This window comes from Cobetia amphilecti (assembly GCF_032923285.1).
Lineage (GTDB): Bacteria > Pseudomonadota > Gammaproteobacteria > Pseudomonadales > Halomonadaceae > Cobetia > Cobetia amphilecti.
This window is the reverse complement of sequence record NZ_CP136695.1, coordinates 289,515-302,839: the sequence shown is the minus strand read 5'-3', so window position 1 is coordinate 302,839 and position 13,325 is coordinate 289,515. Positions and strand designations below refer to the sequence as shown.

At 62.5% G+C, this 13,325-nt stretch carries 11 protein-coding genes; 9 read left to right on the top strand and 2 right to left on the bottom strand.

Translation table 11 applies throughout. The features are described from left to right. The first annotated feature begins 24 nt into the window (after positions 1–24). The 6 genes from atpD (at position 25) to rluF (ending at position 7,915) form a co-directional block, all read left to right on the top strand. Positions 25–1,398 (top strand): F0F1 ATP synthase subunit beta, encoded by a 1,374-nt coding sequence (gene atpD / locus R1T44_RS01335; protein ID WP_043331716.1) that lies wholly within the window; start codon positions 25–27, stop codon positions 1,396–1,398. Positions 1,399–1,427: 29 nt separating this feature from the next. Further along, a complete protein-coding gene (locus R1T44_RS01330; protein WP_054556360.1) occupies positions 1,428–1,850 on the top strand; it encodes a F0F1 ATP synthase subunit epsilon in 423 nt (140 codons plus the stop codon). Positions 1,851–2,177: 327 nt separating this feature from the next. After that, complete coding sequence (glmU, locus tag R1T44_RS01325; protein ID WP_317292426.1) at positions 2,178–3,548, top strand: bifunctional UDP-N-acetylglucosamine diphosphorylase/glucosamine-1-phosphate N-acetyltransferase GlmU; 1,371 nt, start codon at positions 2,178–2,180, stop codon at positions 3,546–3,548. Between the two features lie 221 nt (positions 3,549–3,769). Then, positions 3,770–4,549 carry a DeoR/GlpR family DNA-binding transcription regulator gene (locus R1T44_RS01320; protein WP_317292425.1) on the top strand — a complete coding sequence of 260 codons (780 nt, stop codon included), beginning with the start codon at positions 3,770–3,772 and terminating at the stop codon, positions 4,547–4,549. 11 nt (positions 4,550–4,560) lie between these two features. Then, the gene (glmS, locus tag R1T44_RS01315) at positions 4,561–6,408 is read left to right on the top strand and encodes a glutamine--fructose-6-phosphate transaminase (isomerizing) (protein ID WP_043331725.1); all 1,848 of its coding nucleotides are present in this window, start codon (positions 4,561–4,563) and stop codon (positions 6,406–6,408) included. A 169-nt stretch (positions 6,409–6,577) separates the two neighbouring features. Next, positions 6,578–7,915 (top strand): 23S rRNA pseudouridine(2604) synthase RluF, encoded by a 1,338-nt coding sequence (gene rluF, locus R1T44_RS01310; RefSeq protein WP_317292424.1) that lies wholly within the window; start codon positions 6,578–6,580, stop codon positions 7,913–7,915. Here the strand turns inward: rluF and R1T44_RS01305 are convergent. Next, on the bottom strand, positions 7,912–8,598 hold the full coding sequence (locus R1T44_RS01305) for a YitT family protein (protein WP_288989830.1): 687 nt from the start codon (positions 8,596–8,598) through the stop codon (positions 7,912–7,914). The two genes, rluF and R1T44_RS01305, sit on opposite strands and share 4 nt — an antisense overlap. A gap of 230 nt (positions 8,599–8,828) precedes the next feature. On the opposite strand from R1T44_RS01305, the gene R1T44_RS01300 reads away from it, so the two are divergent. Beyond that, positions 8,829–9,731 (top strand): DUF72 domain-containing protein, encoded by a 903-nt coding sequence (locus tag R1T44_RS01300; protein WP_317292423.1) that lies wholly within the window; start codon positions 8,829–8,831, stop codon positions 9,729–9,731. A gap of 350 nt (positions 9,732–10,081) precedes the next feature. Further along, positions 10,082–11,449 (top strand): sodium-dependent transporter, encoded by a 1,368-nt coding sequence (locus R1T44_RS01295; protein WP_043331727.1) that lies wholly within the window; start codon positions 10,082–10,084, stop codon positions 11,447–11,449. A gap of 615 nt (positions 11,450–12,064) precedes the next feature. On the opposite strand, the gene R1T44_RS01290 is transcribed toward R1T44_RS01295, so the two are convergent. Beyond that, the gene (locus tag R1T44_RS01290; RefSeq protein ID WP_043331728.1) at positions 12,065–12,289 is read right to left on the bottom strand and encodes a PA3496 family putative envelope integrity protein; all 225 of its coding nucleotides are present in this window, start codon (positions 12,287–12,289) and stop codon (positions 12,065–12,067) included. A 166-nt stretch (positions 12,290–12,455) separates the two neighbouring features. On the opposite strand from R1T44_RS01290, the gene hexR reads away from it, so the two are divergent. Next, on the top strand, positions 12,456–13,322 hold the full coding sequence (hexR, locus tag R1T44_RS01285) for a transcriptional regulator HexR (RefSeq protein ID WP_043331730.1): 867 nt from the start codon (positions 12,456–12,458) through the stop codon (positions 13,320–13,322). Positions 13,323–13,325 lie beyond the last annotated feature (3 nt).

The window sequence follows — 13,325 nt, the reverse complement described above, 5'->3', positions numbered from 1 at the left end:
TCGCAGGTTTAAGAGGAACCAGGAATGAGCGGACGTATCGTACAAATCATCGGCGCGGTGATTGACGTCGAGTTTCCGCGGGACGCAGTGCCCAAGGTCTACGACGCCCTGAACGTCGCCGATAGCGAGACCGTACTCGAAGTCCAGCAGCAGCTGGGCGACGGCGTGGTCCGTACTATCGCAATGGGTTCGACCGAAGGCCTCAAGCGCAGTCTCGCAGTTGAGAGCACCGGTGCTCCGATCTCCGTGCCGGTCGGCACGGCGACTCTGGGTCGCATCATGAACGTGCTGGGTCAGCCGATCGACGAAGCTGGCGACGTGGGTGCTGAAGAGCACATGCCGATTCACCGTGCAGCCCCGAGCTTCGCGGAACAGGCAGCGTCCAACGAGCTTCTGGAAACCGGCATCAAGGTCATCGACCTGGTCTGCCCGTTCGCCAAGGGCGGCAAGGTCGGTCTGTTCGGCGGCGCCGGTGTCGGCAAGACCGTCAACATGATGGAGCTGATCCGCAACATCGCCACCGAGCACAGCGGTTATTCCGTGTTCGCGGGCGTGGGTGAGCGTACTCGTGAAGGTAACGATTTCTTCCACGAAATGAAGGAATCCAACGTTCTCGACAAGGTTGCCCTGGTCTATGGCCAGATGAACGAGCCGCCGGGTAACCGTCTGCGCGTGGCACTGACCGGTCTGACCATCGCCGAGAAGTTCCGTGACGAAGGTCGTGACGTTCTGCTGTTCGTCGACAACATCTATCGTTACACCCTGGCGGGGACCGAAGTGTCCGCACTGCTGGGTCGTATGCCGTCCGCGGTAGGTTATCAGCCGACTCTGGCGGAAGAGATGGGCGTCCTGCAGGAACGCATCACTTCTACCAAGACTGGCTCGATCACTTCCGTGCAGGCCGTTTACGTCCCCGCGGATGACTTGACCGATCCGTCTCCGGCGACCACCTTCTCGCACCTTGACGCGACTGTCGTACTGTCCCGTCAGATTGCCGAGCTGGGTATCTATCCGGCCGTTGACCCGCTCGACTCCACCTCTCGTCAGCTCGACCCGCTGGTCGTTGGCGAAGAGCACTACAACACTGCCCGTAACGTTCAGGGTGTGTTGCAGCGCTACAAGGAGCTGAAAGACATCATCGCCATTCTCGGGATGGACGAGCTGTCTGACGAAGACAAGCAGACCGTGGCACGTGCGCGTAAGATCCAGCGCTTCCTGTCACAGCCGTTCTTCGTTGCGGAAATCTTCACCGGCGCGCCGGGCAAGTACGTGTCCCTCAAGGACACCATCCGCGGCTTCCAGGGTATCCTGGACGGCGAATATGACGCACTGCCGGAGCAGGCGTTCTACATGGTCGGCACCATCGACGAAGCTGTCGAGAAAGCCAAGGGCATGTAATTTCCCTGTTCAGGCATGAGGAAACAGGTATGGCTATGAGCGTCCATTGCGACATCGTCAGCGCTGAGAAAGGCATCTTTTCCGGCCTGGTCGAGCGTCTCGTGGCTGCCGGCAGCGAAGGTGACCTCGGCATCATGCCGGGCCACGCTCCGCTGCTGACCGAGCTGCAACCCGGCCCGATTCGCGTTCAGCGTCAGGGTGGGGCCGAGGAAATCTACTACGTCAGTGGCGGATTCCTCGAAGTGCAGCCGAACCTCGTTTCAGTCCTCGCCGACACCGCAGTACGTGCCGACGATCTGGATGAGGCGGCAGCCCAGGAAGCCAAGGAAGTGGCCTTGAAGGCCATGAACGACCAGGCTTCCGAACTGGAATACTCACGCGCCACGGCCGAACTGGCCGAGGCGATGGCCAAGCTGCGCACCGTGCAGCAGATGCGTCGTCACACGCGCTGAGATGCACTGGGCCATGACGGCCAGTGACAGGAAAGAGGCGACCTTCGGGTCGCCTTTTTTTGTGCTCGTCACCAGGGGATTACCCGTCTTGCCGCTGGGGTAGCCTGGCGCGATTCAAGGTTGAGCGTGCTCATCCGTCAGCACCTTGAGCGCTGAGCCGCTTGGCTGAGAGCTCTTGCGGGAGCACTGCTACTTTCTCGGGTCTGTTCTCGGCGACAGTCCCGTGGGTAAACCTCGTCACTGGCAGGTCACGGATCAGCTGCTATCATGGCGCCACTATTTTCAGGGCTTCAGGTATGAAGACCCGCTTTCTACAGGAGTTCACCGATGAGCAGCGCAGAGCGTACCGACGTCGTCATTCTTGCCGCAGGCCAGGGCACCCGCATGCGTTCCAAATTGCCGAAGGTGCTGCACCCGCTGGCAGGCAAGGCGATGGTGCGTCATGTGGCTGACACCGCTGCAGGCCTGGACGGTGCGCATCTGAATGTCGTCATCGGTCATGGTGGTGAGCGCGTCCAGCAGCAGCTGGCCGATACCGGCGCCAGCTTCGCGGTGCAGGCAGAGCAGAAGGGCACCGGTCACGCCGTGGCCCAGTCACTGGACGCCATCGGTGATGGCAAGGTGCTGATCCTGTATGGCGATGTGCCGCTGATTCGTCGCGAGACCCTCGAGGCGCTGCTGGCCGAAGTCAGTGAGCAGACCCTGGGCCTGCTGACGGTGATTCTGGAAGACCCGACAGGCTATGGCCGTATCGTGCGTGACGCCGAAGGCCGCGTCAGCGCCATCGTCGAGCACAAGGATGCCACGCCGGAGCAGCTGGCCATCCAGGAAGGCAACACCGGTATCCTCGCCACCACCGGTGCCCAGCTCAAGCGCTGGCTGCCGGCGCTGTCCGCCGACAATGCCCAGGGTGAGTACTACCTGACCGACATCATCGCCATGGCGGCCAGCGAAGGCGTCAACATCGCCACCGCCCAGCCGGCGGCGGTCGAGGAAGTGCAGGGCGTCAACAACCGCCTGCAGCTGGCCGATCTCGAGCGTGCCTTCCAGCGTCGTGAGGCCAACCGCCTGATGACCGAAGGCGCCAGCCTGGCCGATCCGTCACGCATCGACGTGCGCGGCAATCTGACCATCGGCACTGACATCAGCATCGATGTGGGCTGCATCTTCGAAGGCGACGTCACCCTGGCGGATGATGTGGTCATCGGCGCCCACTGCGTGATCCGCAATGCCACCATCGGTGCCGGCGCCAACATCGCGCCGCACAGCGTCATCGACGGCGCCGTGCTGGCCGGTGACAACAACGTCGGTCCGTTCGCGCGTCTGCGTCCGGGCACCGAGCTTGCGCGTGGCGCACGCATCGGCAACTTCGTCGAGACCAAGAATGCCCAGGTCGGTGTCGATGCCAAGATCAATCACCTGAGCTATGTCGGCGATGCCACCCTCGGTGAGGCCGTCAATGTCGGCGCCGGCACCATCACCTGCAACTACGATGGTGCCAACAAGTTCCGCACCGAAATCGGCGCCAATGCCTTCATCGGCTCCAACTCGGCGCTGGTGGCACCGCTCAAGATCGGAGCCGGTGCCACCGTGGGTGCCGGCTCTACCTTGAGCCGCGATGTCGCCGAGGGCGCGCTGAGCGTGGCGCGTGGCAAGCGTATCGACAAGCCGGAATGGCCGCGTCCGACCAAGAAGTGATCGGCTGCAGTGATCGGCAGTAGTGGTAGCGATGCTTGCCCCTGAGGGGAGATGAGCATCACCGGCGGGGAGGCACCGACAGGTGTCTCCCCGTTTTTCGTCACGGCAGATTGTGCTGGACGACCTGCCGGGAGTGAATCGCCTCATCCTCTAGCATCTTTCACTTGATGTTTCGATTCATCTCTCTTATCTTTCGGTTCGAAACTTTATGGGAGTCCCCGATGTCAAAGCGACTGACACCACAACGGCGTCATCAGATCCTTGATCAGCTGGCGCGTGACGGTGAGGTCAGTGTCGAGGCACTGGCGCGGGAGCTTGCCACCTCGGAGGTCACCATCCGCAAGGACCTGGCCTTCCTCGAGAAGAGTGGCCTGCTGCTCAGACGCTATGGCGGCGCCGTGGCCATGCCGCGTGAGCTGCTGGTGCATGACGAGCCGGTCAGCGCCGCCAAGCAGGCCATCGCCCGTCTCGCCGCGAGCCGTATTCGCGCGCACCAGCGCATCATCATCGACAGTGGCACCACCACGGTGGTGTTGATTCCCGAGCTCAAGGGCCGGGACGACCTGATCGTGATGACCAACTCGCTGAGTGTGGCCAATGCCATCCGCGAGCTGGAAAACGAGCCGGTGCTGCTGATGACCGGTGGCACCTGGGACCCGCACTCCGATTCCTTCCAGGGGCAGGTGGCGGAGCAGGTGCTGCGCAGCTATGACTTTGATCAGGTGTTTCTCGGCGCGGATGGTCTCGATCTCGAGCGTGGCACCACCACCTTCAACGAGCTGATCGGCCTGTCGCGCGTGATGGCCGAGGTGTCGCGTGAAGTGGTGGTGATGGCGGAATCCCACAAGCTGGGCCGCCGCATTCCCAACCTGGAGCTGGCCTGGTCCAGCGTCAGTACCCTGATAACCGATGACGCGTTGCCTGATGCTGCGCGTGACCAGATTCGTGCTCATGGCGTCGAGGTGTTGATCGCCCCGCTCATCGAGCCAGCAACTGTATAAGGAGATCGCTCATGTGTGGCATCGTCGGCGCCGTCGCCAGTCGTAACGTCCAGAACATCCTGCTCGAGGGCCTGCACCGCCTCGAATACCGTGGCTACGACAGCGCGGGCATGGCCGTCCTCTCCGAAGAAGGTCGCCTGAACCGCGTGCGCGCGCTGGGCAAGGTCGGGGCGCTGCAGAGCCGCCTCGAGGAAGCTCCGCTCAAGGGCCGTGTCGGCATCGCGCACACCCGCTGGGCCACCCATGGCGCGCCGAGCGAAGCCAATGCTCACCCGCACCAGTCCGGCGATAGCCTGGCCGTGGTCCACAACGGCATCATCGAGAACTACGAGACCCTCAAGCGCGAGCTGGAAGGCCAGGGCTATGTCTTTACCTCCGAGACGGACACCGAGGTCGTCGCCCACCTGCTGGCGCGGGAATACACCCTGAGTCAGGACCTTTTGACCGCGGTGCAGAAGGCCGTGGCGCTGCTCGATGGCGCCTTCGCGCTGGGCGTGGTGCATCGCGCCCAGCCGGACGTGCTGATCGGCGCGCGTCAGGGCAGCCCGCTGGTGATCGGTGTCGGGATCGACGAGCACTTCCTGGCCTCCGATCAGCTGGCGCTGCTGCAGGTCACCGATCGCTTCATCTACCTGAAGGAAGGCGATCTGGTGCGCATGACCGCCGAGCAGATCGAGATCTTCGAGCAGGGCGAGCGTCTGGTCACCGAGGCCAACGAGCGTCCGGTCCAGACCTTCGAGCACGCACAGGATGCCGCTTCCAAGGGCGACTATCGTCACTTCATGCTCAAGGAAATCCACGAGCAGTCGCGTGTGCTGGCCGCCACGCTGGAAGGCCGCCTGAACGGCGATCACGTGCTGGTGCGCAGCTTCGGCAGCGAGGCGGAAAACCTCTTCCGCCAGGTCAAGCAGGTGCAGATCGTCGCCTGTGGTACCAGCTACCACGCCGGCATGGTCGCGCGTTACTGGATCGAGCGCCTGGCCGGCATTCCGGCGGCGGTCGAGGTCGCCTCCGAGTTCCGCTACCGTCCGGTGGTGGTCGCCGATGGCACCCTGTTTGTCACCCTGTCCCAGTCCGGCGAGACCGCAGATACGCTGTCCGCGCTGCGTTATGCCCAGTCGCTGGGTGGCTTCCTCGGCAGTCTGGCGATCTGCAACGTCCCGGGCAGCTCGCTGGTGCGGGAATCAGACCTCAGCCTGATGACCATGGCCGGCCCGGAAATCGGCGTCGCTTCCACCAAGGCCTTCACCACTCAGCTGGTCGGCCTGATGCTGCTGACACTGTCGCTGCGTCGTGTGCGTGGCGGTGATGAGGCCGGTGAAGCCGAGGTGGTGCGTGAGCTGCGTCAGCTGCCGTCGCTGGTCACCAAGGCACTGGCCATGGACAGCGAGATCGAGCGTCTCTCCGAGGCCTTCGCCGACAAGCACAATGCACTGTTCCTCGGGCGTGGCACCCAGTTTCCCATCGCACTGGAAGGCGCCCTCAAGCTCAAGGAAATCTCCTACATCCACGCCGAGGCCTATCCGGCGGGCGAGCTGAAACACGGCCCGCTGGCACTGGTCGATGCCGACATGCCGGTAGTGGCGGTGGCACCGAACGACGAGCTGCTCGAGAAGCTCAAGTCGAACCTGCAGGAAGTGCGCGCGCGTGGCGGCGAGCTTTATGTGTTCGCTGACGAGAACATCAGCCTTGAAGAGAGCGAAGGCGTGCGTGTGCTGCGCATGCCGCATGTCAGCGAAGTGCTGGCGCCGATTCTCTATACCCTGCCGCTGCAGCTGTTGTCCTATCACGTCGCCGTGCTCAAGGGCACCGATGTCGATCAGCCGCGCAACCTGGCCAAGAGTGTCACGGTCGAGTAATTTGCGATGCAAGACGGCTGCGCCATATCTGGCGCAGCAGCAGATGAGCCCAGTCTCATTGTGCCAACGGCAGCCTCAGGGCTGCCGTTTTTGGTATCCTGTGCGCCTGCCTTCTTATCCCCTTCCGTCCGCTGCGCGTTCATCGCCCGGCGCACGCACGTGACCTGCCATGACTGATCGCGACGCATCGCTTACCCGCCTCAACAAGTTCATCAGCGAAACGGGCTTCTGCTCGCGACGCGAGGCGGATCGCTACATCGCCGAAGGGCGAGTGACCATCAATGGTGTCGTGCCCGAAATGGGCACCAAGGTCGCGCCGGGCGATGAGGTGCTGGTCAATGGCAAGCCATTGAAAGCCAAGCAGGAAGCGGTCTACCTGGCCTTCAACAAGCCGGTGGGCATCACCTGCACCACCGAGCGCCATGTCGATGGCAACATCATCGATTACATCGGTCATCCCAAGCGTATCTTCCCGATCGGTCGCCTCGACAAGCCCTCCGATGGCCTGATCTTCCTGACCAGTGACGGCGATATCGTCAACAAGATCCTGCGTGCTGGCAACGCCCACGAGAAGGAATACGTGGTGCGGGTCGACAAGCCGATCAACGGCGACTTCCTCAAGCGCATGGCCGCTGGCGTGCCGATTCTGGACACCATCACCCAGCCGTGTCGCATCGAGCAGATCTCGACCTATGTGTTCCGCATCATCCTGACCCAGGGCCTCAACCGTCAGATCCGCCGCATGTGTGAGGCGCTGGGCTATGAGGTCTTCAAGCTCAAGCGGGTGCGCATCATGAATGTCAGCCTGGACGGGCTGGGAGTCGGCGAATGGCGGTATCTCACCCAGCGCGAGATGGCGGATATCCAGCAGATGATCGAGGGCTCCAGCGGCACTGAGGAAGCCTCGCGCCTGGCGGCGGCACCGCCTCCTTCCCAGCATGCGACGGCCGCGCGCCATCAGCGCGCCGCCCAGGATACGGATGCTGGCCGGCGTAGCGGGACTCGGCGTCAGGAAGGTGGCAAGAGCGGATCCGGCCAGCGCGACACACGTCAGCGCAGTTCAGATCAGCGCAGCCCTGATAAGCGAGATACACGTCAGCGCGGTGCTGATCAACGCCATCCGGGCCAGCGTTCAGGCACTCCTCAGGCAGGAGCCAAGCAAGAGGGTGCAGGGCGTCGCGAGCGTTCTGACGAGCGCACCACGGGTCGTGGCAATCAGGAAGGCAGAAGCGACGGCAGGAATTCCAGCAGGAATGCCACCAAGAGTGCGGGCGGCGCCGGCAAGCTCGCCAGCGGCCTCAAGCCGCGCACGCGTGGCAATGCCAGCGATGGCCGCAATGAGCGTGGCGCGGCCAACAGCAAGACCTCTGCCAACAAGGGCTCTGCCAACAAGGGCGGCAGCAGCAAGAGTTACGGCAACACGAGCTCGGGGAAAAACAGCCCGGCTGGCAAGGGCGCCTCGTACAAGGGTGGCGGTTCTTCCAACGGGGGACGCGGTCGCCGCTAGTGAGCCGTCTGCACCTGCTTGTCATGCTCCGGTGAGGCAGGCTGTGCGGTATGAGGCGTGCGGCGATGATAGCGGCCCAGCACGAAGGACAGTGTCGCGAATGCCAGCGCCGAACAGATGACCTGTGGCCAGGGGTAGACCAGCGCGGCGATCGCGATCAGCAGCAGGTCGAAGGCGAAGGTGGTGCGACCGGCATGGATGCCGAAGCGTCGCTCCAGATGCAGCGCCAGAATGTTCAGGCCGCCCAGCGAGGCATTCTCGCGAAACAGCAGCGTGATGCCCAGGCCGATCAACAGGCCTGCGGCTATCGCCGCGACCGGCAGGCTGACGGCACCCAGCGGCAAGCTGACCGCCAACACATCGGACAGCACGGAGAGCAGGCTGACGCAGCCCAGCGTGCGCAGGGTGAAATTCAGCCCCAGCTGTTTCCAGGCCAGGCCGTAGAAGGGCAGGTTGATCAGGAAGAACAGGCTGCCGAAGCTCAGTGCTGTCAGGTCGGCACCCAGCAACGACATGCCGGCAGTGCCACTGACCAGCAGGCCACCGGCCTGCAGCAGGCGTACGCCGAGCGCCACCAGCAGGCAGCCCTCGATGAGCGTGATCAGGCTGCGCAGGGTGATGGCATTTGCCGCGCGTGAGCGGCTGCCGCTGGCGCGCAGAATGAGTCGTTGGAAAGCAGTCATGACAGGCTCCGGGGTATGGGCAGTCAACAAGAGTGTCTTCCGGCGTGGCTTGTGGCTGGCTGGAAGCGGAGTCAGGGCGGTGGGTGGACCGCCTGCTGACGTGTCATGCAGGATGCGGACCATAGCATGCCGTGATGACAGTTTTTATTGTGCTTACGTCGCTCTGGCAGACGATATTCTTCGGCTTGTTGGCTCTTTGACCCTTATATTCCTCTAGTTCTGGCCTCTTCATGCACCATTTTCATGCAGCCTCCGCACCGTCGGATACCTCGCACTCGGCGGGGCATCTTCATCTCGGGCTCGCGATGTGGGCCAATGATGACTGGCGCGGCAGCCTGCTGCCGGGCAGCGGCCCGCGGGAACATCTGGCGGATTACGCCCGGGTCTTCGATAGCGTCGAGGGCAATACCAGTTTCTATGCCCAACCCACGCCTGCTGCCATCGCCAGCTGGGCACGTCAGGCGCCGGCCAATTTTCGCTTCTGCTTCAAGTTGCCGGGCCGACTGACTCATGAATTGCGCCTGCAGGGCATCGAGCAGGAGCTGGCGGAGTTTCTCGATTGCCTGGCGCCGATAAAGGACCGCCTCGGTCCGATCATGATTCAGCTGCCGCGTGACCTCGGGGCGGAAGTCCTGCCACGCCTCGAGCAATTTCTGCAGTCGGTGAAGGGAGCAGGGCTTGCCTGGTCGGTGGAGCCCCGCGACCCGGTATTCTTCGCCAAGGGCGAGGCGGAACGACAGTTGAATCGCTTGTTGATAACTCACGCAGTCGATCGCGTGATGCTGGATGTGCGTCCACTCTTCAGTGGCCCCACCACCGCGCATCCGGGCCTTGCGGTGGCGCGCTCGGAAAAGCCTCACCGCCCATTGCATGTGTTCTCCAGCGGACAACATCCCGTGGTGCGCTTCATCGGTCATTACGATGAAGCTACCAACCGGGCACTGTTCGCTCCCTGGGTAGAGCGACTTTTCTTGTGGATAAGTCAGGGGAAAAGCCCGTTTCTCTTTGTACATACACCGGACAACAAGGCAGCGCCCGCGCTGGCACGCCTGTTGGCCAACCAGGTGCTGGCGAAACTGGACCGCCCCTTGATCGGGGCCTTTCCGGGAGAGGGGCAGGGAAGCCTGTTCTGACGCTCCACCTGGCCGTGAGGTTTCTCCTGTGAGGCCATGGTCTGATGGTGGCTTGCTGGCAGATGCCCCCTCAATCGAGTAGCTTTAGCCACATGTTGCCGTTACCGCGGCGATATTTACCGGAGATGGGCAGTCTGCCCGTTCCGGCGTGCCTATCGGCACTTGCCTGTCATTCCCCACGACCTACCCGGTCAGCGTGAATGCCGGGAGCACCACAGCAGTGATCCTGCGACGCCATCGTGTTGGCCACGGATGATCCGTCCGCATTGGCAGCATGATGCAACAAGCACAACAAGGTGCCCGAAGTCGCTACCAGCGACTGGCACCCTCGCGACGAATCAGGGATTCACATGTCATCCAAACCGCATTCCCACGCACAGTGGTCTTCTCGCCTGGCCTTTACCCTGGCTGCCGTCGGTTCATCCGTCGGTCTGGGCAATATCTGGAAATTCCCCTACATGACAGGTGAGAGCGGCGGCGGTGCCTTCGTCCTCGTCTATCTGATCTGCATCCTGCTGATCGGTCTGCCGATCCTGATGTCGGAATGGCTGCTGGGCCGTCTGGGGCAGAAGAACCCCATCTCGACCATGAGTCACATCAGTGCCCGGCTCAAACGCAGTCCCGCCTGGGTCTTGATCGGGGTGGCCGGCGTGCTAGGTGCCTACCTGATCCTGTCCTTCTACAGCGTCATCGGTGGCTGGGCGCTGGCCTTCATCGCCGACGCGGCCAGTGGCAGTTTCGAAACCCTGACCTCCGACACGGCCGGTAGCCTGTTCGGCGGTCTGCTGGGGGACCCGACCACACTGCTGGCCTGGCACAGTGCCTTCATGCTGATGGTGATCCTGGTCGTGGCTGGCGGGGTCGCCGGTGGCCTGGAGCGTGCCGCCAAGATCCTGATGCCGCTGCTGGCGGTGATGTTGATCGTGCTGGTCGGCTACGCCGCCACCACCGATGGTTTCGCTGATGCCGCCGCCTGGCTGCTGACGCCGGACTTCTCCAAGCTCGACAAGGATGGTGTGCTGGCGGCCATGGGGCATGCCTTCTTCACCCTGTCACTGGGCATGGGCATCATGATGGCCTACGGCTCCTACCTGTCCGATGACGTCAACATCGGGCGTACCGCGCTGGTCGTGGTGGTGCTGGATACCGTCATCGCCCTGCTGGCCGGTCTGGCCATCTTCCCGGTGGTGTTCTCCAACGGCCTCGACGCCGCAGCGGGCCCGGGCCTGATCTTCCAGACCCTGCCGCTGGCCTTCGGCCACATGCCGGGCGGTGAAGTCTTCGGCGTGGTGTTCTTCGTGCTGCTGGTATTCGCGGCCTGGACCTCAGGCATCTCGCTGCTGGAGCCCATCGTCGAATGGCTGGAAGAGAAGACGCCGATGTCGCGCGTCGGCTCGGCCTGGGTCGCGGGTATCGCCACCTGGCTGCTGGGCATCGCCACCATCCTGTCCTTCAACCTGTGGAGTGACGTGGCGCCGCTGGGCATGTTCGCCAAGTTCGAAGGCATGACCATCTTCGACCTGCTCGACTACGCGACCAGCAAGCTGATGCTGCCGCTGACCGGTCTGGCGACCATCGTCTTCGTCGGCTGGTTCATGGGCCGTGACGAGGTGCGCAGCCAGCTCAACATGAGCGACTCGGCCTTCTCGCTGTGGAGCTTCGTGGCGCGCTATATCGCCCCGATCGGTGTGGTCGTGGTGTTCGCGTCCAGCCTGTAGGTCTAGTGAGATCTCGAGAGATATAGAGAGATCTCGTGAAACACTTGCCATGACTTGTCTCAGGCCTGTCATGGCAGGCAATGCGAAAGGCCCGCCATCCGGCGGGCCTTTCCTGTTTCTGAGCCTGGAGAATCTCAACCCGGTCGCGTGCTTGCCTGGCAGGCGTCATGGCTGGGTAGCGCTGCGCTGCGTGGCCGTCGTCTGTCATGCGTTTGACGTAGAAGATTCATCCTTTCCGAGAGGGAAAGTCGCCATCAGGCGTGAGCCTGGTTTCAGGTATTGAGAGGCGCATGGCGGCGGATGCGCACTGAAATGGTGCATCAAGGATGATGGCGGCACGCGATAGAGGAGAAATGTGACAAACAGAAGAAGAGCGGTGGGGCGGAAAATGAGGTGAGAAAAAACGAATATTTCGGGATTGATGAGCAGGACACCGGGCATGACAGCGCAGAAGGCACTTCAGTCAGGGGGGATGATGCTGAAATTGCGCCAGAGGGGGGTACGACCATGCTCGAAAGAGATGGTGGAAGGTGTCGCATGGAGCCCGAACCCTGGCGGATCAGAGCGTGAAAACATCACTGATCGGCGGGGAGCGTATCGCCTCCCCGCCTGGAATCAGTGGGTGTCGATATCGCTTTCAGTATCCATTTCCAGCACTTCGATGTCGCTTAAATCCTCGCTTAGGCGCTTGATTTCGTTGTGCAATTCTATTCCACGCCGGGCGCGGAGATGGCGGACTGCGCTTTGTTTCTTGCGGGCCTGATGTTCGTCGGCACCGAGAGTCATGAAAATATCGAGAAGCTCTTTCTTGAGCGTATCTACCTGCTCTGAATTACGCATGATTCGACCTCCATGGCATCCAAAGGATGTGGGCTTTCACTGGCGCCACACCGTTTTACTATAGCTCACTTGACAAAATTGTGACTATCGCCTGCCTGTGCAGGCGACACCCCTGGGGGGATGACGTAAGCTCAGGCATGCCCATGAAGTCTGCAAGGAGTGTGCCGTGAGCCATGCCATCTTCGACGACCTGAGGAGCCGGATGGAGAATTTCCGCCGCTCTGAACAAAAGGTCGCACGCTATGTCCTTCGCCATCCGGAGGAAGTGATTCACATGCGGATCGTCGATCTGGCCAGCGAGTCATCGGTCAGTGAGCCGACGGTCGTGCGTTTCTGTCGGGCAATGGGCTTTGCCGGCTTCCAGGATTTCAAGCTGCAGCTGGCGCAACGCCTCGCCACCGGCACCCAGTTCGCCCAGTTCTCCATGAATGACTCCGACAGCGTGGCCGAGTTCTCGCACTCGCTGTTCGATTCCACCATCGGCACCCTGCTGTCGGTGCGTGACCGCCTGGATGCCGAAGCCGTCGCGCGCGCCATCCACTCGCTGGCCTCCGCCAGCCGGGTCGAGTTCTACGGCTATGGTGCCTCGGGCGCCGTGGCTCACGATGCCCAGCACAAGTTCTTCCGCCTGCAGATCTCCACCGCCGCCTACACCGACCCGCATATGCAGAACATGTCAGCGGTGACGCTGGGGCCGCGCGATGTGGTGGTGGCCATCTCCCAGACCGGCCGCACCAAGGCGCTGATCGCCAGCGTGCGTCTGGCGCGTGACGCCGGCGCGACCGTCATCGGGCTGTGTCCGAGTGGCTCGCCACTGGCGGATGAAGTCACGCTGCCGCTGCATATCGATGTGCACGAAGACACCGAGATCTACACCCCGATGAGCTCGCGTATCGCGCATCTGGTGATCGTCGATACGCTGGCGGTCGGTGTCGCCAAGGCGCGCGGACCCAAGCTCAAGGAGCAGCTGGAGGCGGTCAAGAAGAGCCTCGCCACCCTGCGCATCGACGACCACGACTTCGATACCCACTGAGCA

What these genes read in the sequence shown, in the direction of transcription:
- R1T44_RS01330 (WP_054556360.1), top strand. Translation starts at nt 1,428, where the DNA reads ATGGCTATGAGCGTCCATTGCGACATCGTCAGCGCTGAGAAAGGCATC.
- R1T44_RS01320 (WP_317292425.1), top strand. Translation starts at nt 3,770, where the DNA reads ATGTCAAAGCGACTGACACCACAACGGCGTCATCAGATCCTTGATCAG.
- R1T44_RS01290 (WP_043331728.1), bottom strand. Translation starts at nt 12,289, where the DNA reads ATGCGTAATTCAGAGCAGGTAGATACGCTCAAGAAAGAGCTTCTCGAT.
- R1T44_RS01300 (WP_317292423.1), top strand. Translation starts at nt 8,829, where the DNA reads ATGCACCATTTTCATGCAGCCTCCGCACCGTCGGATACCTCGCACTCG.
- glmU (WP_317292426.1), top strand. Translation starts at nt 2,178, where the DNA reads ATGAGCAGCGCAGAGCGTACCGACGTCGTCATTCTTGCCGCAGGCCAG.
- atpD (WP_043331716.1), top strand. Translation starts at nt 25, where the DNA reads ATGAGCGGACGTATCGTACAAATCATCGGCGCGGTGATTGACGTCGAG.
- R1T44_RS01305 (WP_288989830.1), bottom strand. Translation starts at nt 8,598, where the DNA reads ATGACTGCTTTCCAACGACTCATTCTGCGCGCCAGCGGCAGCCGCTCA.
- glmS (WP_043331725.1), top strand. Translation starts at nt 4,561, where the DNA reads ATGTGTGGCATCGTCGGCGCCGTCGCCAGTCGTAACGTCCAGAACATC.
- R1T44_RS01295 (WP_043331727.1), top strand. Translation starts at nt 10,082, where the DNA reads ATGTCATCCAAACCGCATTCCCACGCACAGTGGTCTTCTCGCCTGGCC.
- rluF (WP_317292424.1), top strand. Translation starts at nt 6,578, where the DNA reads ATGACTGATCGCGACGCATCGCTTACCCGCCTCAACAAGTTCATCAGC.